This is a genomic window from candidate division KSB1 bacterium (assembly GCA_034521575.1).
Taxonomy (GTDB): Bacteria; Zhuqueibacterota; Zhuqueibacteria; order Residuimicrobiales; family Krinioviventaceae; genus JAXHMJ01.
On record JAXHMJ010000005.1, the window covers coordinates 2581050 to 2605006 of the forward strand.

Sequence of the window (23957 nt, forward strand, 5' to 3'; positions counted from 1 at the left end):
CATCCTTTTCTTTTGGAAGTCATTTATTCCACCGGCCGGATCAAAACGACCCACTGATCATCCGACGGCGTCTTTAATACGCCGGGCAGTTCCGCGGTTTGCACATCGCTCCATTGCGACGTCCGGATTTGCAGCCACCTTGTCTCATAGTCACCGGCCGTAACGTCCAGAGTGACGCTGCCCTTGCCGGTAAAATAGACGGCATATTCCACACCTTTATCGGCCAGACAATAGGCTTCATTTTCTTCCCGGTTCATCAATAAATGATTCGCCGGCGTGCTGTTCATAAAATCGAGTTCATCGGTCAACATGCGCATGCTTTTTATGTGATGCCGGGCGACGTGATTCAGAGCCAGACCGTGAGGCGGCCGGTGAAAACGGGCGGATGCGTGTCCGGCAAAAATATTTCTCCAGAATCGCTCCTCGCCATCCTTGTGAAAACCGGTCCAGTATTCACCATCCTGTCCCAGGGTGTTCAGCATGCCGCCGTAAATTTTCACATTGTTAACGGGTCGGGGATGCTTTGAATACCGCACATGATTCCTGACAAACAGCGCGGTGTTGTAATGCACCTCGCCCCGCTGGGCATTGTGATTGGAAATATCGATAAACGAATAGGATTCCGGATCATTGATCGTGTTCGACGGTTTTGCCCACGTGCTCATCTCCGGGTCGGCACTGCTGCATACCATCCGCCCAAACCAGGGCTTTGGTTGACGGCGCCGGCAACCAGGCCGCTGGTGGGGTCCCAGTTGTCCCACATCTCGGTGACGTAAATCTCCTTGCCGGCCGAACAGGCGATGTCCCGGATATAGGCCGACCAGTAGCGGCCCCATTCCGGTCGGGCTTTGGTTTCATTGTCGATGCAATACAGCACATTGGGGTATTGCAGAGCGATGGACATGAGTGTATCGACAAATTTTTGCTGAGTTTCGAGAACCAGCCGATTGTTATCCAGTTTCGGCACCGAGCGGAAAAAGGGATTGTTTTTTTGCTGAGCCGGATAATCGATGTCTTCCGGGAGTCGACTCTGCGAGGCGGAATAGGATCGGTTCAGTTTCGGATTAAAGGGATTTTGCGCCCAGCCCGATTCGCCCCAGTAAAAATCATACGTGGCCCAGAGTTCAACCTGTGCTATAATATCCCGCTGCAACGCGAGCGACAGCAGATGTTCAAAGCGGTTCCAGTAATCGGGATTGGGTTTATCCAGATTGAACAGGCCGTTTTCCCGGACAAAGGGTTTTACGTTGCCGGAATCGCGGCTGCTCAGGGTGCAGCGCACATAATTGCCGCCAACCGAGGCCAGCAGGTCGAGATGTTCTTTTAGATTGTTTATCTGGAAAAGATTGTCATCGACCGTACCGCCGAGCAAAAGCACCGGCGCGCCGTTGTATTGCCAGTAAAGCGGATTCCGGGCGCCGGGCTGAATGTGCCCGATATCCTTGGCGTTGGCTGAACCGCCGGTCATCGTAACTATAAAGACGGCGGTAAAAACGGTCGATATACGACAGCAGGTTTGTTTGATTTCTGAAAACATCTCCAGGCTCCTTTGCTTATTTTTTATGACGCTCAAACCGCCGCCCGCCGCCGGCAGGCCCTATTTCAGCTCCCGCAGTTCAATATCTTTGAACCAGATTTTATTTTGCGAATTTTTATGCAGTTGCAGCGCAATATGTCCGCGCATGCCCACCTTGTACTTTTGGTGCGCATTGTCATCCAGAACGCCGGCGCCGTCGTAATCCGATACCACCACATTATTGACCCGGGTTTTAATGTGCGTCCCCCGGCAAATAATCGTCATATCGTTCCACCCGGTTTCTTCGTCTTCCCAGTAGTAAATCACTCTTTTAGGCGCATACGTTTCCTTGTCAATTTTCCAGTCGGGCAGGGACGGGTGAATCCACCGGCGGGTGTCGCGCGTTTCGTCATAAATAAAACCATTGCGCCATGGATTTTGCGGCTCAATATCCACCTGCGGCCCATCGAGCCAGCCGGCCTGGCCGCCTTCATCCACAACCGCTTTATCATCGTAGCGGCTGCGAATCTGGACGCCGGAATTCCCACGGTGTTGGCGCGAGACTTTGAATTTTAACCGCAATTCAAAATCGCTGTATTCTTTTTCATTTTGCAGCCACACATAGCCATGATCCGTGCTTCCCAGAGAATTGCAATAGATGGCGCCGTCATCCACCGACCAAAACGTTTGATCTTTATCTTTTTCCCGGCATTTGACCTGCCAGCCGTCGAGCGTTTCGCCGTTAAAGAGGCTTTGCCACTCGTGATCAGCCGAAAAAACTTCGATAGAGGTCATGTTGCCGCCGCCTTTATTGGGGCTTCCGGCGGCCGTGTAAATATTATTCTCGTATAAAATGGCGCTGCTGCCATGTCTGCCGATCGACAGCGGCGCTAGCTGTGTCCATGTGCCCGTGCTGAGATCAAGACACTGGGTTTGGTTATAGGCCTGGGCCTGGCTGGCCTCGCCGCCCATATAAATCAGGTTCGTGCCGATACTGACCATGCCGCCGGCCGCGGTGGGAACCGGCAGAGGCTCTTTCAGGGTGAACCATTTTTCCTCTTTAAAATCGTAATAATCCACCTGCGGGACAGTGGCGCTGAAAAAGGCGCCGAAATTATCCGGATGATGCACACTGGTGTTTCTGCCGCCGATGCAATACAGTTTGTCATCCACCACAACCGCCGGGAAATGATCACGGATATGCGGCGCGTCGGTCAGGATGTCCCACTCGCCGGTTTTCAAGTCGTAGCTATCGAAAGAGTTGGTCGTGCCGCTGGTATGCCCGAACTTGATGCCGCCCACCAGATAAATTTTATCGTTGTAAAGAACCGCGCCGGCGCCGCCTCTGCGCCGGTTTTCCGGAATCTCCGCGCCTTGTTTCCAGGTATCGGTCTGCGGGTAATACATCCAGATATGTTGCAGGGGGTGTTCCCTGGGATAGCCGCCGGTCATGGCTCCCATCAAATAGACGGCATCGCCGTAAACCACCGCCTGAAAGTGATGAATTTCCAGGGGCGATTTGCCTTTGGCTTTCCAGGAATGGGTTTGGGGATCGAAAACATTGACCGGATTCACGCCCCGACCTCCCAGTAGATAAAATTTGCCCTGGTATTCGACAAACGCGTTTTCGTGCCGTCCGGTGACCTTGTCCTCATTCTCGGCCTTGATGAGCGTCCAGCGGTAATCCGATAGAGGAGCAGGCTGACCTGTAACGGTCAACGCGGAAAACAAGATGAGGTGAATTGCAATATATAAAATCAGGTGATCGATCTTTAAAGCGCCGCGAATGTCCATCCGTTGCACGAACCGCATGGCGGCGATCATATTGTTTGTTTTCATGAGCTGGTCTCCTTTTGACTGTCATTATTCCGATTGCAGAATCAGCGCCGCCCCATGTCCCGCGCCGGGCGTTTTGAGCTGAAAGAGATTGTCATCGGACGTGCCGCCCAGCAACAACACCGGTTTGTTATTATACTGCCAGTAAGCGGGGTTTTGGTGAAACGGTTGAATGCGCCGGTCATCCTTCGCCGCGAATGCGTCATTGGTTGTTAGAATAATTATCATTGTTGCAACATAGATCGGTGCAAAGTATCGTCGATTGATTTTTATTAACATTTATTCACGTTCGTCTGTCAATTTTCTACCTCTGTATTATCGTTTTAAAAACAAAACCTGGTGGTTATCACTATCTGTATATCTGCAAAAGTTACAATAATAAATTATTTTATCATCTTTTTTCTAATTTTAATAAATTCCCAGGCCCGTAGCAGCCCAGTAAATACCACCATAAATATGGTCGAGAAAATTTTTGTCGCGGAAAAGCGCAGGCATGTGCCCAAACGAAGTATAGAATGATCGTCCACCCTCAAATTCGTGATACCAGGCCAAAGGATGAAAATCGCCCATGGCCGTAAATCGTGTATCATCGCCCCACGTTCTGTCCGGGTCATAGGTTGCTTCATCGGCAGTGACGAGATAATTTAAACCATCAACGAGCTCCGGGCCGAATGAATACAACTCGTCTGTCCAAATCCATTTGTCTGGTAAATGCATGGTTGAAGGATGATTTTTATGGATTACATGCAAAACCGCAGTTTGTTCTTCAGGATGACCTGTAAACACCCGTCCCACCAGTTTCCTGAACCACTCGGGCTCATCCCGGCAAGCCGAAGTGCCATGAATACCGACAAATCCGCCGCCATTTCGTATAAATTTTTTAAAACTTTTTAGTTGTTCTTGCGAAAGGTCTCTAACGGTTGATTGAAGGAAAACAATAACATCAAACTGAGCGAGTGCCTCATCATTAAATCTACTGTTTAAGGCAGTCCAGGTCAGCCCAAAAGCATGTCTTTGAGCCATGTCCTGAAACTCGAGCATAGCAACCGGTTCGGTAAGGTTATGCCAATGATCGGGACTGGTATAAACCAACACCTCGAACTGGTTACGGCTGTGAGGCTGTCGAAAACGGTTGTCAACCTGGGCTTTTGCGTCATTTACACTTGTATAAAAGATGCAAATAAGAATCAAGTACAGATATTTTTTCATTTCAATTTCGTTTTAAAATTATTGAATTTCAATTAACGGAAACTCCCATTCATTCTGGTAATCAGGATAAATGTAAGCGTCGGCTTGATTATCCTGAAACTTTTTGACCTGGCAGATAATCGAGGGTTTTACCGCCTAATCTGCGAAATATTGGCAAGACAGGCCACTTGTATTGCCAGGCTTTCCTTGTCAAATTTAAATTTTATTGCGCCAAAACCAACGCTGCCCACTGCCCGCTGCCGGGTGCATCAAGCGACAGTGTTTCACCGGAAACGCGTTCCGCTTCCAGCCAGGCGCTTTTACTGATGTCCAGCCAACGGATGCTCAATGATGCATTCGAGTCAGAAATATCCAGCAGCACCTCGCCGCCCTCCGGGAAATAGACCGCGTATTGGTGTCCCGGTTCGGCCAGGCAATAGGCCTCGTTATCCTCGCACTCTGTCAGCAGGTCGTTGTGCGGCTCGCAGGTGAACACGGTCATCGCGTCGGTGAGCAGGCGCATGCCGCGGATATGTGTTTGCGCCAGTTCGCTCAGGCCAATGCCGAAAAAGTGTTTCGAAGGCCCGGGACGGTGAAACCGCGAAGACGCAAGTCCGCCGAACAGGTTGCGCCAGAACCGTCGGGTGCCTTCCTCAACGCTGGTGGTCCAACTGCCGATCTTTCCACCGTAAATTTTGATATTGTTGAGCGGTTTGGGATTGTCGGTGAGTTGTGAGCGAATCGACAGAATCTGATCATAATGATGTTGCCCGTTGTTGGCGGTGTTTTGCGAAATTTCGAAAAAATCATAATGCTTCCGGTCGTGCAGCAACTTGACCTGCTCTTCGGACTCGAAATTGGAATTGCGGCGCATATCGGCCAGATAGACGGGTTTGCCCGCCGTTTCGGCCAGGCCGCGGATAAAGCGCGCCCAGTATTTTCCCCATTCCGGCGGCTCGCCGATTTCGTTGTTCATGCAGTACAACACATTCGGATAGTCGAGGGAAATGGACAGCAGCTTTTCGACAAATTTTTCCTGAACCTGCCGGATCAGGGGGACATCCTTTAACGCCGGTACGGTATGAAAAAACAGATGATCGCTCGGTTTGTCGGATGAATAATAATCAATCCCGGTTGCCAGCCCCGATTCCTCGGCTGTATAGTTGATGTTCAGGGCGGGATTGAACGGGCAGCGTTCCCAGCCGACGTTATCCGGGCCGTATCCGAGAGGCGCTTCGGTTTTGAAATAATCCCAGGGATCCCAAATCTCGATTTGAACAATAATGTCGCGTTCGACACACAAATCAAGCAGGTTTGTAAAACGGCTCCAAAATTCATCATCCCACTGGTTCAGGTCGTACAAGCCGTTGTCGAGTTTTTTGAATGCCCAGGGATTGCCGGGATTGCGGCTGCTCATGGTGTTGCGGATATAGTTGCCGCCGCAGGCCGCCAGCGTATCGAGATGCGCCGCCAGTCCAACTGGATGGTTGAACAGATTGTCCTCACGCGAGCCGCCCAGCAGCAGCACGGGGTCGCCTTTGTATTGCCAATAGTACGGATTGGACGCGTACGGGCGTATGGCCGCCTCATTTTTGCCTTGCGGCGCATTGGCTTTTTGGCAGCTTGTGGTTATCATCAAAGTTGACAGGACGAGCACAGAGATCATTGATTGGTTCATGCTTTATCCTTTTCTTTTCGAGTCCGTCCATCAAGTTTTGTACACTGCATTCTTGCCGTCAGATCAATGCGGTATTTTTAACAACTCTATTTTTCGGAATTCAAGCGGTTGACTTTCGGCCTGCAAGGCAATGTACCCCTCGGACAGCGGTCTGCCGTCGTCCGCGCGTCTGAGATTGGTATAGGTCAACACCGTGTCGCCTTGCACCATGTGATGAACAATCGAATCGCCGTACACCGCCACTTCCAGTTGCACCCACTGATCGGCGGGATAGGCTTTCGAGTTCGAGTTCATGTTCCGCTCCGGGGCTTTTGCACCATTGATATCAATAATAGTCCCGATTTGACAGGCATTTGCCGTGACCGCCTCGCCCAATAATTGACATTCGATAGAGAGGGGGAAATGCACGAGAAGGTCCAGATTTTCATCCGTGGGGTCTGCAATGAACGGCATGGTTTCCGGCGCCTGCGCATGAATCATCACACCGCTGTTATTTTCGGTCCACCAGGGACTGTCGGGCAGCTTTTCACCGGTAAAACGGTACTCTAATCTCAAGCGGTAGTGAGAAAACGGTTCTTGATAAAAAAGATGTCCGTATCGGTTCTCGAACAATTCATACTCGTCATAACATACCTTGAGAAGACTGTCCTCGACCCGGAATGTGTTCAAATAGTTTTCGTTCAACTCGCAGCCGCTGAATTTCATGGTCCAGCCGTCAAGGTTGACGCCGTTGAAAAGCGAAATCCATTCCTGTTTTTCAGCATCATGACGGCACGTGATGCTATTGAGAACACCGATTGCAAGAGCCAAAATCAGTAATTTTTTCATGTTTATATGTCCTGGTTTCATGAGAATTTGAATTTAATTCAAAGGTTTTACACATCGAAATCCGTCGGACGGCCAGGCCGCGTACGGATAGGTCCAACCGCGTGTTGCTGAAGTCACCAGGTCTTCATAACGATCATCATGCGCCTTGTACGCTCCTCCGCGTAAAGCTTTTTCAATGCCGAATTCCGGGCCGGTGGGATTTTTGACGGTTTCTTCAGAATAGTGATAGAACCAATTGTTTGTCCACTCGAAAACATTTCCCAACATATCGTATAGACCCCATGGATTTGGTTTTTTTGTCGCGACCGGGTGCGTGGTGTTGTCGCTGTTGCGGGCCCACCATAAATAATCTCCGTTTATTTCATCTCCCAAAAATAGGTGGTCTGCGTGCCTGCCCGGCAGGCATATTCCCATTGAGCTTCGGTGGGCAGCCGGTACCCACTTTTCGAGGGATCGAATTTCAATCCATACAGCATACGGCAGCGACCTTTGACCTCACGGTCTGTTTCTATGCGCGAATAGCTGTATGCCGGTTCCAGACCATCGCGTTCACTGCGCGCGTTGCAAAAGAGCACTGCATCAAACCAGGTCACCTGCTCGACCGGCTTGAGCGGATCGTCGTTATGAAAAGCAGGATTTCTGCCCATTAAACGTTCAAACTCTTTTTGGGTCACTTCGGTTGCGTCCATGTAAAACCCGTCTAAAATGACGTTGTGCTCCGGCTTTTCATATTCTTGTTGTCCCTCTGCTCCCATGATAAATTCACCAGCGGGAATCAAAATCATTTTGGTATCGCCCGGCAAATGAATTTCAGAGTCTTGTGCCTGGACGGCTGAAAAACACAATATGAAAATAGCGTAAAACGTGAATGCGGTTCTTTCAAACTTTTTTGTGCTGTTCACCATTCTCTCCTTGTTTATTTTTAATTTCTGATGTTGGAAATGATCCTGATGCCCGGCAAGCTTGAGTACAGTCAGTAATGCGATCATGTTTTTCATGGCAGCGCTTTTCCGGGAGGGTCTGATTCCTTTAATGATAAGGATCAAATGCATGGCTATTGAGCACAGCTCGACAGTGTGATAGCATGCATGTTGTGACCCTGATTGTGTTGTCAAGAGTTTCCGCAAGTATTTTTTGCATGAGACAATATATAAAATAAAATATTGTTTTGCCATTTACAAGTCTTTTCTGTCAGGGCGGGTGCCGCATAGGATGAAAATTTACAATAACAGCAGCTTGTGTTATGATTTATCCCAATGCGTCAACGCGTGATGGTGACCCTGAGAATGCAATCACATTAACGCTTCGACGGTTGGAATGCATACGTGTATAATATGCGGCACATATAATGAAAGTAAAAATGTCTGTCCAAAACTGGAAAAAATGTCAGCATAAAACCGAGCGCTATCAAGCGTTTGTTGTTTAGAAATAGCCGTATATAGTCCATAGTGTAATAATCCACTGTTATTGACGGCCTTTATCATCCGGGCTTTTGCAGCTCCGGGACAGCGCACGCTGTCCTCCAAGATGGTCTAAAGCCGTTGTCTGTTCGTATCCCTGATTGTAAGAACGGGTTTCAAAATAGGCGAGCCTGCCCCAACAAGTCTTTTTCTTGACGGCACGGCAGCGTCAGCGCCTGCCCTGCGAGGCGCAGGTTATGCAGTAGGGGGAATGCGGCAGATACATTAACCGTTCAAAGGCAATCTCGCTGCCGCAGTGAGCGCATTGACCGAAATCGGCCGCATCAATTTTTGTCAAGGCTTGTTTTAGATTGGAAAACGTGGCTCGCTTGTCGACAAGCGCCGCTTCCGCCACCGCTTTGTTGTTAATGGCGTCCATCCGCGTGAGTCGTCCAATGGCGTTATCCGGCGCTATGGGCGCTGTCGCTTCCTCGAGTAATTCAATATCTTTTTCAATAAGAGACAATTGCTCTAAAATGGCGCTTTTGATTTGTTGTTTCTTGTTCTCGTTCATTCAAACATTCCTTTATTGGTTTCATCCAGCAACAGCGTTTGTGCATTGTGCTCAATAGCCGATAGAAAAGTAACCTGCGGATTATTATCCCCGGCCATCTTTAGCGCGAATTCGGAACCTGCAATAAAAACGAGATTGTTATCTTTGTCCTGATACAGCGAATGTGATCGAAATCGTAACAACTCGGCGATCTCGTCTGCATCATTGTATTGCAGCCAAAAGGCTTTAAACGCCGGCATGGGTTTAAATTCGACCCGTGCTCCATATTCGTTGAGCAAGCGGTATTTTAGCACATCAAGCTGTAGCTCTCCTACAACGCCCACGACCTTTTTATTCCCCTGAGATTGGGTGAACAATTGCGCCAGACCTTCATCCGTCAGCGATTTTATACCCTTTTCCAGTTGTTTTGATTTGAATGGATCGTTGTTATAGACAACGGCGAAAACCTCGGAAGAAAGCGGGGAATGCCCCTGAACATAAACGTATCGCCCTCGGTGAGGGTGTCGCCGATATTAAAAATCCCGGAATCATAAAGTCCGACAACATCGCCGGGAAACGCGGTGTCGAGCAGTGTTTTGTTTTGCGCCATAAATTTGACCGGCGCCGAAAATTTAAGCTGCCGGTTCAAGCGGACATGATGATAAAACGTGTTTTTCTCAAAGCGTCCCGAACACACACGTAAAAAGGCGGTGCGATTTCTGTGTTTCGGGTCAAGGTTGGCGTGTATTTTAAACACAAAACCGCTGAATTTGGTATCCGTAGGCGATACCTCGCCGCCGGTTGTGTTGCGGCTGGTGGGCGACGGCGAAATGTCGATGAATGTATCCAAAAGCTCCCGAATGCCGAAATTATGCAACGCGCTGCCGAAAAATACCGGCGCCAGTCCGCCGCTCCGATAGGTATCGAGACTGAAATTTTCATAAATGCCGTCGACCAGTTCAATATCATGCCTCAAGGAGTCGGCTTGCTCGCCAAAAGCCCTATCCAATTCCAGATCCTGCAGGTCGTCAAACACGCGTATTTCCTCGGAGACATGCTCCTTGTTTGGCCGGTAAAAAATAAACGACTTTTTGTAAATATTGTAAACGCCCTTGAATCGCTTGCCCATGCCCAGAGGATAGGTTAACGGCCTCACCTTTAAGGCAAGCCGGGATTCCAGCTCGTCCAGCAATTCAATCGGTTCTTTGCCGTCCCGGTCAAATTTATTGATAAAAACAATCACCGGTGTGTTGCGCATACGGCAGACCTGCATGAGTTTTTCCGTCTGCTCTTCAACGCCTTTGACGCCGTCAACAACCAGGATAACACTATCCACGGCCGTCAAAGTTCGATAGGTGTCTTCGGCAAAATCTTTATGGCCCGGCGTGTCCAAAAGATTGATCTTGTAATTTTTGTATTGAAACGACAGCACCGACGTGGCGACCGAGATGCCGCGTTGTTTTTCAATCTCTAAAAAATCCGAGGTTGCTGTTTTTTTGATCTTGTTCGATTTGACGGCGCCGGCCACTTGAATGGCTCCGCTGTACAAGAGCATTTTTTCGGTTAATGTTGTTTTACCCGCATCCGGGTGACTGATGACGGCAAAGGTTTTTCGCCGGTTAATCTCGTTATGAGACATATCTTGTCCTGATGTAAAAAGTTATTGAATGATTAGATTAAACAGGTGAGCGCGCTGTCCGTATCCAATCGATACACAGCGCGGACGCGATCTCAAATAGGGGAAAGAATGTCGAATGTCTTTAAAATCATAGCAAAATATACGGAAAAAAATGAGAAAAAAAAAGCAATGATTTTATGGCTCTATGCGGATGCTGATCCTTACCGCCGGTCCAGGCTTTTCCCGAGTGTGATTCAGAGTGGATGGGCGCCCATCAGTTGTTCCTGCAGCCCCTCCCGCGACGTGCTGTTCATATCGCCGTCGACAAACATGCCGCGGAAACTCGAGTGACAGGTATCTCCCGAGCGGTCCAGAGAGGGGATGATGTACAACTCGGGACAATGTTCAATAATCCGTTCATTATTCAATCTTGTCCCATCCCGGTATATCATTGTCTTTGACTTTTGCCATGACCTCATCAAATCCGGACAGTATTTCGTATTTGGAATATCCTTCCCGGATTCTTGAAATAGACTGTCCGGCGTTTATTTTATGGTTTCCCGACGTAGGCGATAAATCTTGAGAGTTTATCTATATCGGTGCTTTCCAACGCAAAATAGCGTGTATTTTTTAATACCAATGCACGCAAAGAAGCAAAGATCGCAGAGAAAAACAACAGCTAATCCATTTGTTTGAACAAATTCTCAACTTTGTTTTCGTCCAGATTTCCGTTTGTACGCAGACCGCTGCAGAGGTCAATGCCGAACGGGCGCACGCGCTGCACTGCGTCTTTGACATTGCCGGGATGCAGTCCGCCGGCCAGATACACCGGGACGGGTACACGCTCGCGGATTTCGCGGCTCAGGTCCCAGTTGTGGGTGCGGCCGGTGCCGCCGAGCTGCTTGACGGCCAGATCGGGATTGCCGCTATCCAGTAAAATCGCGTCCGCGTGTTCAGCCGCTGCCAGGGCTTCGGTCACAGATTGTTCATTTAAAACGTGAACCACCTGTACCAGTCGGATGGCGGGCAGGGCCTCACGCAATACTTGATAGGAGTCCGGTTGCAGTCGGTCCACCAACTGGATAATGTCCGTGCGCGTGGCGCGGTGATGCCGGATAACGGACTCGGGATCGGTTTCCGAGGTCAGCAGAAACGTCGAAACGCCCGGCGGGACTGTGCGCGCAATCTCGTAAATGCGTTCGTCCGGGATGGGGCCCGGCCCGCCGGGCATACGCCCGACCAGTCCCACGGCTGACGCGCCGTGCGCAACGGCGATTTCGGCTTCACGGATGCTGCTGATGCAGCAGATTTTGACGCGGAGGGGCATAAATAGGTCCAAAAAGGATTTAAAAATTTGTGCTCTCGGACAGCGGAGCTGCCGGGTTTGCGTTTATGAAAACTAAGAAATATGGGGGTGATTTGCAAGAAAAAGAGAACCGGTATGAGAAAAGGATGCCCGATGGCGGGCGCAGCATGGGTTTTTTCAATTCCTGTCATAATCGATCGGAAAAAGTTCAAGGACAATGATCGTAAAGACTATTAATAGCAGATATACTGTTTTTTTTTGGCATTCCGCTGCAACCAGTGGTATAAAATAAAAACAATGCACGCAAAGAAGCAAAGATCGCAAAGAAAAACAAGAATCAAACCATATTATGGTTTTGAATGGTTGGGTATACGTATGGGGTTCTATTTGACCATTTATTTTTCCGCAAGACAACCGGGCAGCATGGCCAGAAATGGCAGGCAGCCGGAATCATCCAGTTCGTAATAGTTCACACCAAGATTGATGTTTTCGTAATATTCGGGCCGATGATCCCAATAGTATTTTTCCGATGGAATTTTCCAGAAATGCTCTCCCAGAACCTGACTGATAAACCATTTTTCCAGCAATCGCGCTCCCCGGCCATTGCCGTCAAGAAAGGGGTGGATATGAACGAATATCAAATGAATGAGTGACGCATGATAAAATGTCGCTTCTTCGGATAAATCTGCTTTCAGCAGAGTGGTTATTCCCTGAAAAAATGCATTCATCCGCTCTTTAACCTTTTCGGGTTCAATGGCCAGGTAGACCAACCCGTTTTGATCATAAACCCCCACTTTTTCATCTCTGTATGTTTCTCTTTTGCTTTTGATCAGCAGTGTTTTGGAAAAGAGCGCCTGGCAGGCTAAAAAGTTTGTTTCATTCAGCTCGTTTTGCAGCGCCAGCTCATAGGCTGCGATCAGATTATCAATTTCCTGAAGTTCTTTAGATTTGAATTTGGTTTGTGACCGCTTTTGATTCATATAAGAATTGAGGTCAAGCGGGTTGCCTTCAATATTGGCAGAGTAAACGGCGGACGATCGTGTCGAATAGCTGAATTCGATCGTACCCTCGCTGAAATCATGGTTGCTTATCAGATTTGGGATTTTGTGGCCTATGCGGTCATGATAGGCAGCAAAATAGATTGTGTCTGTGACTCTCATCATTCTTAAAGATAAACTATTATATATTTAAAAGCAAGAATCACCTAAATAGCACGGGACTGGTTGGAGAGCGCGATTGGACCACCCCCTGTCCAGAAAGCTTTCGGAACGTCCCCTCCCCGGAAAAGGAGAGTGAATCTATTCAGGCTGTTTGTGGACAATGTTTTATCCGGTTGATATCACCCATCGGCAGCCCGTCATCCATATTTTTATAATCGGAACGGTCGATTTGAAAGAGTGAGCGGGGTAAACGCTCTGATTGAGATCGGGCAAATTTTAGTGCTTTTTTGACCTTTTGCACTTTTTTGTCAATTTTGGCAGCCAGTTGATCTTGTGCTACATCAAGATCATAGTCCATTTGCAAACCCAGCCAAAATTGCGGGGACATGTTAAAGTACGCTGCCAAACGCAATGCTGTATCCGGGGTGATTCTTCTTTTTTCAAGTACGATCTCATTAATGCGTCTCGGAGAAATCCTCATATTCAGGGCAATTTTATTTTGGCCGAGTCCCATAGGTTTTAAAAATTCTTCCAAAAGTATTTTCCCGGGGTGCAAGGGAGGGATTTTATTGTTCATCATGTTTCTCCTCAGTGGCAATCAACGATCTCAACGTGACAGGCATCCTGCAACTGCAGTTCAAGCTGATGGTGTTCACTCCGGGCCTGTGACTTTTTCCGAAAATTATTCGATTTGCGGTTGCGGCCGCAGGGATTTTATCAATTTTTTTGCCTTGACCGCCAGCATGGCGGGAAGCGCGATGGGGGCGTTAAAAGTAAAAAACAGCAGTTCAAACAGGAGACTGCTGTGGTCCCGCCGGACGGCCCTTCGGCTGATCACGGCATCCCAGGTGTTGCCGTAGAGATTGCCGAACGTGATCATTCTGATGATCAGCCGAATATTGTCCGCGGTCTGATCCCCGTAGTATTCATACAGATTCCGCGTCATGTCCGGATCGGGATGGCGGTCGGTTTCCGCCACGTGCTGGGCGTATAACAGAGCCGGCAGTTCAAAATCAGAGGCGTCGGCGTGAAACTGCAGATTGAGCAGGTTTTTGACCTCTGTTTGACTGATGCCGCTGCGCACCGCCTGTCCGGCATGAAACCAGGCGCAATAGACGCAGCCGTTCACCGCCGTGGTCACGGTCATGATCTTTTCAACGAATTGACGGTTGATGCCGGGATCCCGGCGCAAATTGAGCATGCCGGGGAGGTTGCGGCTGAGATAGCCGATGTCGTGGAAGAGGGTGCGGGGGGTGTAGATTTTTTTGTGAAAATTATTCACTAGTCTTTGTTTTATTGTGCCAGGTCAGATACTCTTTAATTGCCTACAACGTTTGTCCGCCAGGTCTCCAAAAATATACTTTAGATTTAACTCTTGTAAAAAGTGAAATCAGTGATTGTCACTAACACCAAAAGTATTTCATTCAAATACCGTAATTTTGTTTATCAGGAATAGTTGTATTATGATTTCATTTTGTATCCTGACAAAATAACTGAATATGGTTTTAAATGCAAGAATTACCTGTATAGAACCTTAATGGATGGGCAGGATGATGCTATCGTCCCCTCCTTGGAAAAGGAGGGGGAAATGTTATAGCTGTTACGTGAATACGTTTGAGTCTGTCATTGAGAGCCGGTTCGATATTTATCAATTTGTCCCTCGTGCCATGGCGGCGGATTCCGATCTAAGCTATTGGTGGGGTATCACCGGGCTTTATAGGATATGCAAAAATTCATCATAGGGTGAGATCATATCTTTTTGAATCGGATAGACCGCATTGCCGGGAATGACCGGATAATTTGAAAAAATACCTTTGCCTCCTTCCGGCCAGTCATATCCGATACTGTGTTTGTTGATAAAGGGAAGAATAACCACGGGCTGTTCTGTTTCTAAATATTGAATGCCGGCGTCCCTTCGGACAACAATCCCGGCTCCTTCGTGTCCGATTCGGCCTTGAACGTCTGTTTTTTGTCCGTTGATAATCGATTTGTCGCGTCTCACAATACCCCATGCTTAACATTTTTACCCGGATTTCATGTTCTTTGGGCTCACTTGACGCTGTCATCCGCATGACGGGAAGGGCTCCACGGCGCGGAATGATGACAGATAATTGTTTTTCATCAGACATGAGCGCATCCTCTTCTTTATACTTTTTCTTGTATCTAAAATTCGAACCGCGCTATGATTTGAAAATCCCGATAGCGGTGTTCGGGTATACGGTCTGTTTTTTACGTTTGCCTTTACGGCCTGAGTTTTTCTAGGATTGCTGCATCGATCCAATAGTTCATACAGTTGTCCGTAATAATCTCTCTGACCTCTGCGAGCCAGTTCAGGCGCTCATCGTGTGTACTGTCTGCAATGATTCTGAACATTTTTCTGTCATACCGGTCAATTCCGCAAAATCCGAACACGCATTTGTTCCAAATGAACTCTAATGGGTCATGAAAATAAGTGTTTTCTCTGTCTTTTTCCGTGTTGGACGTGTTGAACACAATGCCCGTTTTCCCCGCCAGTTTACCGACGGGCAGACCGCCGCCCGAATCCTGTTCCGGAAAATCATAGGCATGCGGCGGCCGGATCACCCGGTCGATATAGCCCTTTAAAATGGCGGGCGGCTGTCCCCACCAATTCGGATGAATAAAGACCAGAATATCGGATTGCATGAGCTCTCGAGTGTATTGCTGTACCAATTTATCCGTCGTCGGTTTTTTCCCGAGTTCCGCTGTGGTTAACACCGGATTGAATTGTTCTTTGTACAGGTCATGTGCAAACGTTTCAATATCGAGTGTGACAAACGTCTGCAAAACGGTTTGATAGATGGCATAATTAAAGCTTTTATCATACGGATGGGCATAAATGACGCTTGATGTTATATCAGATATCTGCAATCCGGACTCCTTTGCTGGCTGTTGACACTGTTATTCTCGTTAGATCTTTGATGATCCCCGTTTATCGGGTTTAAATTACTTTAATTAATGTGTAAAATCAAGTTTAATTTGCGAGTTTTCAATTGATAATAGGGGGCTTAAACTGAAACGTACAATATTTCGGGTGTGGCGGCCGGACCACCCCTGATTCTCCGCCATCCGGCGGAGAATCGTCCCCTCCTTGAAAAAAGGAGGGGAAATCTGTTCAGGCTTTTTGTAGGGAGGATTCAAAGCAAAAGCCCTCAAGCATGGTTTTGTCCCCCTTTTCCAGGGGGGCAGCGCCTGACAGGGCTCATCCTGTCTCTGCAAATTTTGTACCTGCGTTTAATTCCCGTTCATACGCCTCCGCAAATCCTTTGCGTTCAGCTACCAGGTAATCGACGCCCGTCTCGCGCAGGTGCATGTCGGGTTGAATGAGGTGAATGCGGGGGGTGCCTGAGATTCCGGGATTTCGGCGGACCGGAAATGATCCCGGTACAGGGGGCGGATGCCGGAGAAACAGCGATTGTCCGGTCGCAGCCCGGGCACGCCAGCTCGACGGCCGCACACATGCAGGTGTAAGCGGCATTGATGCCGGCCGGAATGCGCCAGGCGTGCAGTATGCGATTCCGGTTGCCATGGGCTGGTTTCCGAATGATGGTTTTAATAGCGGTTTCCGGTTAACTTTTAATACTCAAAAAGGCAACCGAATCGTCCAGTGAACCGGTATGCCGTGTATGGCAACCCCGGGTATGAGCTGCTACTTGTCTTCACAACAGAACGTACTATAGTACGTTCTGTTTGTGGTGATTATAAATAACAATAAAACAATCAATTAAAATATACTTTAAAAATACATGTTTGCAACTTGATTTCACTCGTCCCGTTATGAGTGCACCCTCCCGGGATCGTCAGGTGCGTTGCTTTTTTGAAATATTTCCGCTATATTATCGAAAAGGTAATCACTACCATTGAACTTACAATACCGGGGCGGACGCCATGTCTGACGCCAAATCTAAAATTGCCGAGCTGGTTGAGAAATTTGACCGCAATCTAAGCGAGTACAAACACCCGAAATACAACGAAACCCAGATCCGGGTGGAATTTATCAATCCGTTCTGGGAGGCGCTGGGCTGGGACGTGAACAATCGCAGCGGCTATGCCCTGTCGTTCAGGGATGTCATTCACGAGGACGACATCAAGGTGGGCGGCCACACCAAGGCGCCGGATTACTCATTCCGCATCGGCGGACGGCGTATCTTTTTCCTGGAAGCGAAAAAACCGTCCGTGGACCTGAAACACAATCCCGAACCGGCGTTTCAGCTGCGCCGCTACGCCTATTCCGCCAAACTGCCGGCGTCCATGCTGTCGGATTTTGAGGAACTGAGCATTTACGATACGCGCCTCAAACCCGCGATCACCGACAAGGCGCACACCGGCCGCATGCTGTATTATACGTTTCGCGACTATGCCGACAAATGGGACGAGATTGAAGCGGCCTTGTCCCGGGAAGCGGTGCTGCGCGGCGATTTCAACCGTTTTATCGAGGACAACCAGGCCAAACGTCCCGGCGCGGAACTGGACCGCGATTTTCTCAACAGCCTGGACGAGTGGCGCATGCTGCTGGCGCGCAATATCGCCCTGCGCAATCCGGATCTGTCGGAACGCGAGCTGAATTTCGGCGTGCAGATGACCCTGGACCGGCTCATCTTTTTGCGCATGGCCGAGGACCGCGGCATCGAGCCCTATGGCGCGCTGCAGTCGCTATTGAACGGCGAGAACAGCTATAAACGCCTGGTGGAGATTTATCATCACGCCGACGAGCGCTATAATTCCGGGTTGTTTCATTTTGACGACCGGGACGGTGAACACCCGGATACCATCACGCCCGGTCTGCAGCTGGACGACAAGGTGCTCAAAGAGATTCTCAAAAACCTGTACTATCCCTGTCCCTACGAGTTCAGTCAGTTCCCGGTCGAGGTGATGGGGCACGCCTATGAGCAGTTTTTGGGCAAGCGCATCACCCTGACCGGCGGCCACCGCGCCCGCATCGAGGAAAAACCCGAGGTGCGCAAGGCCGGCGGCGTCTATTACACACCGCAGTATATTGTCGATTATATCGTCGAGCACACCGTGGGCGAACTGCTCAAGGACAAAACCCCGCAGCAGGTCAGTGACCTGCGCATTGTCGATCCGGCCTGCGGCTCCGGATCGTTTCTGCTCGGCGCGTTTCAGTATCTCATGGACTGGCACCTGCAGGCCTATCAAGCCGAATACAAACGCACCGGAACGCTGCCGGGCCGTCCGGTGAACGGCAAACGGCCGCGCAAATCCGATCCCCAGGCCATCTTTCAGGGCGCGGAGGACGAGTGGTACCTGACCACAGCGGAGAAAAAACGCATTCTGCTGAACACGATTTACGGCGTGGACATTGACGCCAATGCCGTCGAAGTGACCAAACTCAGTCTGCTGCTCAAGGTGCTGGAGCACGAAGACAGCGAAACCCTGAACCGCCAGCTCGGACTCTGGCACGAACGCGCCCTGCCGAACCTGGGCGACAATATCAAATGCGGCAACTCGCTCATCGGCCCGGATTATTACGACAATCAACAGGGCAACATGTTTGATGAACAGGAACTGCTGCGCGTCAACGCGTTCGACTGGGAAGCGGAATTTGCACACGTGTTTGAACAGGGCGGCTTTGATGCGGTGATTGGGAATCCGCCGTATGGGGCGATTTTTACTGAATCTGAAAAGGATTATTTGTTAAACACTTTTCAGTCCTTTGAATATCAAATTAATAGTTTTGTATTTTTCCTTGAAACAGGTTTAAAATTGCTTTCAAAAAATCGTTTACTTTCATACATAACACCTGCTGTTTTTCTCAATCAACACTATTTTGAAAAAATAAGAAAAGTTATTTTGGACGAATCTTGTATCAACAAAATATTAGTTTTGAATTATAAAGTTTTTCAGGATGCAGATACGGGGGACACTGCTGTTTTCATTTTTGAAAAATCTGATGAGGAAAGTTTTGATGTCGAGTTTTCAAAAATGAGTAGCGCAAAAGCGTTTGAAAATATAAAATATGAAAAAGTTGCTCAGAGGACATTTTACCAAAATGAGAGATATGAATTTCAATTAAGATCAAATAATGATTTATTCGAAAAGGCATACTTTAATTCTGTTTTGTTAGGTCATATCTCAAATTGTATCGTTGGTATAAAACCTTATCAGAAAAATAAGGGACAGCCAAAACAGACAGCAAGTACTGTAAAAAACAGGATTTTCGATAGCGATGAAAAACGTGATGAGACATATAAACAATATATTGTTGGGAAAGATATTGATAGATATACATTGAAGCCAATTGCGAAAAGATTTATTAGTTATGGAAAATGGCTTGCCGAACCTCGTTTTCCAGCGCCATTTGAACGAGAAAAGCTTGTTCTGAGGCAAACTTCAGATAGAATTAGAGCCACATATGATTCAAATGGATTTTATAATCTGAATAATGTTTATAATATCGAAATGACTGATAAAAGATATAATCTCTTTTATGTGCTTGGCATTATCAATTCGAAATTGATGGTATATCTATATCAGGAAATCGTCCCGGAAAAAGGGCGTGTTTTTGCAGAGATAAAAAAAGTAAATCTTATCAAGATTCCCATCCGAAAAATAGATTTCGAAAATCCCAAAGACAAAGCCACCCACGACCGCCTCGTTGACCTCGTCCAGCACATGCTCGACCTGCACCGGCGCCTGTCCGCCGCCCGCGATCCGCGCACCCGCGAACAACTGCAGCGCCAAATCACCACCACGGACGGTCAGATTGATCGGTTGGTGTATGGGTTGTACGGGTTGACGGAAGAGGAGGTGGGGATTGTGGAAAATAACGTCAAAAAAACATAAACCACAGATGTCAGATCGTCCGGGATATCGATCCCGGACGGGCGCTGATTGGAGACATCCGTCTCCAGCCTCCTTGCCTGGAGTGCCGCGTTTAGCCATTACGGTCTATCTTTGATTTTCGGGCAGTCGTGCAGTGACGCCGGCTCAGATGCTGCGGCTCATCTGTGCGGCATGCGGGACAGATGTCCCGGTTCATTGTACACCCCGGATGGATATCCGGGGCGATCTGTTTTGGTGAAAAGTCACCGCGAAACCGAAAATATTTACCCTTCTGGGCATAAGTAACAAAGTGAGTTCGACCTGCACCGGCGCCAAAGCGCCGCCCGCGATCCGCGCACCCGCGAACAACTGCAGCGCCAAATTACCACCACGGACGCTCAGATTGACCGGCTGGTGTATGGGTTGTACGGGTTGACGGAAGAGGAGGTGGGGATTGTGGAAAATAACGTCAAAAAAACATAAACCACAGATGTCAGATCGTCTGGGATAACGATCCCGGGCGGGCGCTGATTGGAGACATCCGTCTCCAGCCCCCTTGCCTGGAGTGCCGCGTTTAGCCATTACGGTCTATCTTTGATTTTCGGGCAGTCGTGCAGTGACACCGACTCAGATGCTTCGGCTCATCTGTGCTGCATGCGGGACAGATGTCCCGGTTCATTGTACACCCCGGATGGATATCCGGGGCGATCTGTTTTGGTGAAAAGTCACCGCGAAACCGAAAATATTTACCCTTCTGGGCATAAGTAACAAAGTGAGTTCGACCTGCACCGGCGTCTGTCCGGCCGCCCGCTGAATTTGTGCCCATATGATAAATACGGTTTCACGAACCCACCCGACTTTTGATTTTTTTATTGATTTTTAAGCTCTGAATACCGATTTTACCTTAAAAAGGATAACTGCTGCAACGCCCAATTGACATTTACCATATTACTCACATTGATAATCTGGAAAGTATTATCAAAGAAAACGGATTATGGTCGGATTCTGAACGGATCAGGCGCAATTTATCCTACAACAAAATAGGCTACCAGCACATCAAAGACAGAAGAATGCGCAGAAAAGTTAATGTTGGTCGTGGCGGTTGTCTTGGCGATTATGTTCCGTTTTATTTTGCGCCACGGTCTCCGATGCTGTACACGATTAATAAAGGAAATGTCCCGGACTATCAGGACGGACAGGAACCCATTATACACCTGGTTTCTAACATAGATCTGGTCATTTTCCAAAACAGTCAATTTGTTTACACCGACCGTCATGCAGAATTGTCGCACGCTGAATATTCCAATAACCTGGATGCAATCAGTAACGTCCGGTTAGGTTTTTGCACGTAAGTAATTTCGTCGATTTTTTCGATGAGATTTTCTACGATTTTTCTTGTCGGAATCTCGCACTTCATTTTGAATTTGAATACGGAGTTCTCGCACTCTTTCGATGTTAACTTTTTCGTTATAATTTTCATGACAATAGATTGCCAGTAGCAAATATGTAATGAGGCCGCCGAGAATTTGAACCATAAGTCCGTACTGACTTCGAGCTATGAGATGATAGACTTTGAGATGGCGTTTCCACCAAGCGAAGAAATTTTCAATTTCCCAACGAAGTTTGTATGCCTGAGCAACATCTTCTGCAGAGAGGTCATAACGATTTGTCGCGATCCAGTATTTTACATTGCCGATTTTATAACCGACAAGTCGTATCGACTTTTTTGTTTGATTGGTGCCCGGCGTCCCCAATAAAACTATAGCATCATAAAAAACAATGCTTTCTGGTTTTATGTCATGTGCATAAAGACATTTTTTTTCGTCGATGCTTTGATGCGGCAGAAAAATTGACGACCGTCCTCCTGCCATTGGTCAAAGCGTTTATGGCATTGATAGCCCCGATCAAGAACGCCGGACTGGTCAGAAGAGAGTATTTGATCGACAAATGGTCGTTCACCGGCTAAACCGCCTGTGAGATATAGTTTTGTTGGAATGGACCGATTAATATCAAAACCGAGATGAACTTTTGCCTTTTTAGAGCCGTTTCTATAATCAGCCCAAGTCATTGAAAGAACAGCATCAATCAAAGAACCGTCGATGGCAACAAGCTCCCCCAAATGTTCAAATTGCTTTGGGATAGTGGTCGCAGCTTTGGCTTGAAGTTCATTAAAAACAACAGCTAGTTGTTCGAGGCCGCGATTGTTGATAGCCTCAAAAAAGCTACTTTTTTTGATTCCTTCTTTCGGGCAATATGCTCCCGAGCAAATGTATCTTCTTGAAGAACCTGGACAAGATGAGTCCCTGATTCATGCTCTTCAAGATGATAAAACACGAGGGCATTGAGTTGATCTTCAAATGTCATTTGCAGAGGTCGATCTCCTCGTGAAACTAATGGTGGTACCTTGGACAAGATAGCCTTGATCGGTTCCATTAGTCTTTTGAATGTTTTAGATTTTTGTCGAGGCTTAAACTTTTTGAATTTACGTCGCATTTCCATAACACCTTATATTTATTAATGTTATGAAAATCGACTTCAAAATTTTTGACGTAATGTCAAGTGTTTTTTTGTGTTATGTCATATTTTTTTGTATAATCTGAGCGTTGCAATTACCTAACCGGACGTTACTGGGATGCAATAGAACATATGGTTGATTTTGCAGTCATGAAGGAAATATACTGGCATAATACCCCGGATGATCCGGATAGAAAAGAGCGGCGCCAGGCTGAATTTCTTGTTTTCAGATTTTTCCCCTGGAATATTGTAACTCAAATCGCCGTTTTGAATGAAAATATCGCACAAAAAGTCGAATCCATTTTAGAAACAAGTGAATACAAACCGGCTGTCAAATTGAAACCTGAATGGTACTATAGGTTTTAAACATGATCACATTCGCGCAAGGTGACATACTGAAAGCAGATGCTGAAGCCCTGGTCAACACGGTCAACACGGTGGGGGTAATGGGCAAAGGCATTGCTCTGCAATTTAAAAAAGCATATCCGGAGAATTACAACGTTTATAAAAAAGCCTGTGATCACGGAGATTTGAAACCCGGTAAATTACTGGTATATGATCGTCACAGTTTTACCCATCCCCGCTATATCATCAATTTTCCAACGAAAACCCACTGGAAATCAAAAAGCCGGTATGAATACATTGAATCGGGGTTGGAAACCTTGAAGCATGAAATCAAACGTTATCAAATCCATTCCATCGCCGTGCCGCCGCTCGGCAGCGGATTGGGCGGACTCGACTGGAACCGGGTCAGAACCTTGATCACACAATATCTTGAACCCTTGAAAGATGTTCAAATATTTGTTTATGAACCGCACGGAGCACCGCCACCTCAATCGATGATCAAACAATCAAAACCGCCGAAAATGACGCATGGCCGTGCTTCACTTCTTGAGTTGATGCGAATTTATGCAGTCCCCGGCTATGATTACCGTTTATCGCTGCTTGAAATTCAAAAATTGATGTATTTTTTACAGGAAGCCGGTGTTCCACTTAAACTGCAATATGAAAAGGGGCATTACGGGCCTTATGCAGATAATTTGCGACATGTTCTGCATCACATCGAAGGTCATTTCATCGTTGGTTTTGGGGATGGTCAGAACGCTCCTGATGTTCCAGTACAAATTAGAGACGAGTCTGTGCTGCAAACAGCAGATGCATTCTTACAGCCATACAATGAAACGCGCGAAAAAATTGATCGAGTCAAAGATCTGATTGAAGGGTTTGAGACGCCTTACGGCATGGAACTGCTCGCCAGTGTGCACTGGGTATGCACACGTGAGGTACAAAGTGATGATGTTGATCAGGTTATTGATAAGGTGCATCAATGGAATCCACGTAAACGAGATCTGTTAAAGGCCAAACATATTCATGCGGCATGGCAGCGGTTACGGGGTGAATCCTGGATTTAAATACTTGTAATCGGGGCAAGTTTTACATAACCTTTTTATAGAGTAAAATTACGTAACGGATATGTAACAATAAAACTGCAGAACCGGCAGCATATACCATATATAGGCGAATGATTGATTTTTATTCAATATTTTCCAGGTAAAATG

21 protein-coding genes and 3 pseudogenes are annotated in these 23957 nt (G+C 47.6%); 5 read left to right on the forward strand and 19 right to left on the reverse strand.

Features of this window, described 5'->3' with window-relative positions:
* Positions 1 to 23 precede the first annotated feature (23 nt).
* The 18 genes and pseudogenes from U5R06_24650 to U5R06_24735 form a co-directional block, all read right to left on the reverse strand.
* Positions 24 to 665 carry a hypothetical protein gene (locus tag U5R06_24650; protein MDZ7725923.1) on the reverse strand — a complete coding sequence of 214 codons (642 nt, stop codon included), beginning with the start codon at positions 663 to 665 and terminating at the stop codon, positions 24 to 26.
* Positions 662 to 1537, reverse strand: coding sequence for a hypothetical protein (locus U5R06_24655; protein MDZ7725924.1), 876 nt, complete (start codon positions 1535 to 1537; stop codon positions 662 to 664). The genes U5R06_24650 and U5R06_24655 overlap by 4 nt, the downstream gene beginning before the upstream one ends.
* 60 nt (positions 1538 to 1597) lie before the next feature.
* Positions 1598 to 3355, reverse strand: coding sequence for a family 16 glycoside hydrolase (locus U5R06_24660; protein ID MDZ7725925.1), 1758 nt, complete (start codon positions 3353 to 3355; stop codon positions 1598 to 1600).
* Positions 3356 to 3379: 24 nt separating this feature from the next.
* Positions 3380 to 3631, reverse strand: coding sequence for a hypothetical protein (locus U5R06_24665; GenBank protein ID MDZ7725926.1), 252 nt, complete (start codon positions 3629 to 3631; stop codon positions 3380 to 3382).
* A gap of 129 nt (positions 3632 to 3760) precedes the next feature.
* Positions 3761 to 4561 (reverse strand): ThuA domain-containing protein, encoded by an 801-nt coding sequence (locus tag U5R06_24670; protein ID MDZ7725927.1) that lies wholly within the window; start codon positions 4559 to 4561, stop codon positions 3761 to 3763.
* A 202-nt stretch (positions 4562 to 4763) separates the two neighbouring features.
* The gene (locus U5R06_24675) at positions 4764 to 6218 is read right to left on the reverse strand and encodes a hypothetical protein (GenBank protein MDZ7725928.1); all 1455 of its coding nucleotides are present in this window, start codon (positions 6216 to 6218) and stop codon (positions 4764 to 4766) included.
* Positions 6219 to 6281: 63 nt separating this feature from the next.
* Positions 6282 to 7046, reverse strand: coding sequence for a DUF1080 domain-containing protein (locus U5R06_24680; GenBank protein MDZ7725929.1), 765 nt, complete (start codon positions 7044 to 7046; stop codon positions 6282 to 6284).
* 33 nt (positions 7047 to 7079) lie between these two features.
* Positions 7080 to 7418 carry an SUMF1/EgtB/PvdO family nonheme iron enzyme gene (locus tag U5R06_24685; GenBank protein MDZ7725930.1) on the reverse strand — a complete coding sequence of 113 codons (339 nt, stop codon included), beginning with the start codon at positions 7416 to 7418 and terminating at the stop codon, positions 7080 to 7082.
* Positions 7403 to 8044: a formylglycine-generating enzyme family protein gene (locus U5R06_24690; protein ID MDZ7725931.1), complete on the reverse strand. Its 642-nt coding sequence runs from the start codon at positions 8042 to 8044 to the stop codon at positions 7403 to 7405. The genes U5R06_24685 and U5R06_24690 overlap by 16 nt, the downstream gene beginning before the upstream one ends.
* Positions 8045 to 8675: 631 nt before the next feature.
* On the reverse strand, positions 8676 to 9020 hold the full coding sequence (locus U5R06_24695; protein MDZ7725932.1) for a TraR/DksA C4-type zinc finger protein: 345 nt from the start codon (positions 9018 to 9020) through the stop codon (positions 8676 to 8678).
* A pseudogene (locus U5R06_24700) lies at positions 9017 to 10638 on the reverse strand (peptide chain release factor 3). Before U5R06_24700 ends, U5R06_24695 begins: the two are co-directional and overlap by 4 nt.
* A gap of 233 nt (positions 10639 to 10871) precedes the next feature.
* Complete coding sequence (locus tag U5R06_24705) at positions 10872 to 11045, reverse strand: hypothetical protein (GenBank protein ID MDZ7725933.1); 174 nt, start codon at positions 11043 to 11045, stop codon at positions 10872 to 10874.
* 251 nt (positions 11046 to 11296) lie between these two features.
* Entirely contained in the window at positions 11297 to 11944 is a 648-nt protein-coding gene (locus U5R06_24710; GenBank protein ID MDZ7725934.1) for a phosphoribosylanthranilate isomerase, read from the reverse strand.
* 374 nt (positions 11945 to 12318) lie between these two features.
* A complete protein-coding gene (locus U5R06_24715) occupies positions 12319 to 13086 on the reverse strand; it encodes a Fic family protein (GenBank protein ID MDZ7725935.1) in 768 nt (255 codons plus the stop codon).
* A gap of 295 nt (positions 13087 to 13381) precedes the next feature.
* A pseudogene (locus U5R06_24720) lies at positions 13382 to 13663 on the reverse strand (HigA family addiction module antitoxin).
* A gap of 102 nt (positions 13664 to 13765) precedes the next feature.
* The gene (locus U5R06_24725; protein ID MDZ7725936.1) at positions 13766 to 14365 is read right to left on the reverse strand and encodes a carboxymuconolactone decarboxylase family protein; all 600 of its coding nucleotides are present in this window, start codon (positions 14363 to 14365) and stop codon (positions 13766 to 13768) included.
* Positions 14366 to 14797: 432 nt separating this feature from the next.
* Positions 14798 to 15085, reverse strand: coding sequence for a hypothetical protein (locus U5R06_24730; GenBank protein ID MDZ7725937.1), 288 nt, complete (start codon positions 15083 to 15085; stop codon positions 14798 to 14800).
* A gap of 239 nt (positions 15086 to 15324) precedes the next feature.
* The gene (locus U5R06_24735) at positions 15325 to 15972 is read right to left on the reverse strand and encodes an NAD(P)H-dependent oxidoreductase (GenBank protein ID MDZ7725938.1); all 648 of its coding nucleotides are present in this window, start codon (positions 15970 to 15972) and stop codon (positions 15325 to 15327) included.
* 461 nt (positions 15973 to 16433) lie between these two features.
* Here U5R06_24735 and U5R06_24740 point away from each other — a divergent pair, with 461 nt between their 5' ends.
* The 3 genes from U5R06_24740 to U5R06_24750 all read left to right on the forward strand — a co-directional run bounded on the left by U5R06_24740 (position 16434) and on the right by U5R06_24750 (position 21236).
* Positions 16434 to 16712: a hypothetical protein gene (locus U5R06_24740; protein MDZ7725939.1), complete on the forward strand. Its 279-nt coding sequence runs from the start codon at positions 16434 to 16436 to the stop codon at positions 16710 to 16712.
* Between the two features lie 277 nt (positions 16713 to 16989).
* Positions 16990 to 19905, forward strand: coding sequence for a TaqI-like C-terminal specificity domain-containing protein (locus U5R06_24745; protein MDZ7725940.1), 2916 nt, complete (start codon positions 16990 to 16992; stop codon positions 19903 to 19905).
* 926 nt (positions 19906 to 20831) lie between these two features.
* Positions 20832 to 21236: a DUF4433 domain-containing protein gene (locus tag U5R06_24750; GenBank protein MDZ7725941.1), complete on the forward strand. Its 405-nt coding sequence runs from the start codon at positions 20832 to 20834 to the stop codon at positions 21234 to 21236.
* On the opposite strand, the pseudogene U5R06_24755 reads toward U5R06_24750, so the two are convergent.
* Positions 21219 to 22377, reverse strand: a pseudogene (locus U5R06_24755) (IS4 family transposase). The gene U5R06_24750 and the pseudogene U5R06_24755 overlap by 18 nt on opposite strands.
* A 153-nt stretch (positions 22378 to 22530) precedes the next feature.
* Between U5R06_24755 and U5R06_24760 the strand changes: the two are divergent.
* Positions 22531 to 22764 (forward strand): DarT ssDNA thymidine ADP-ribosyltransferase family protein, encoded by a 234-nt coding sequence (locus tag U5R06_24760; GenBank protein MDZ7725942.1) that lies wholly within the window; start codon positions 22531 to 22533, stop codon positions 22762 to 22764.
* Between the two features lie 2 nt (positions 22765 to 22766).
* Complete coding sequence (locus U5R06_24765; GenBank protein ID MDZ7725943.1) at positions 22767 to 23810, forward strand: macro domain-containing protein; 1044 nt, start codon at positions 22767 to 22769, stop codon at positions 23808 to 23810.
* Positions 23811 to 23957: the final 147 nt, after the last annotated feature.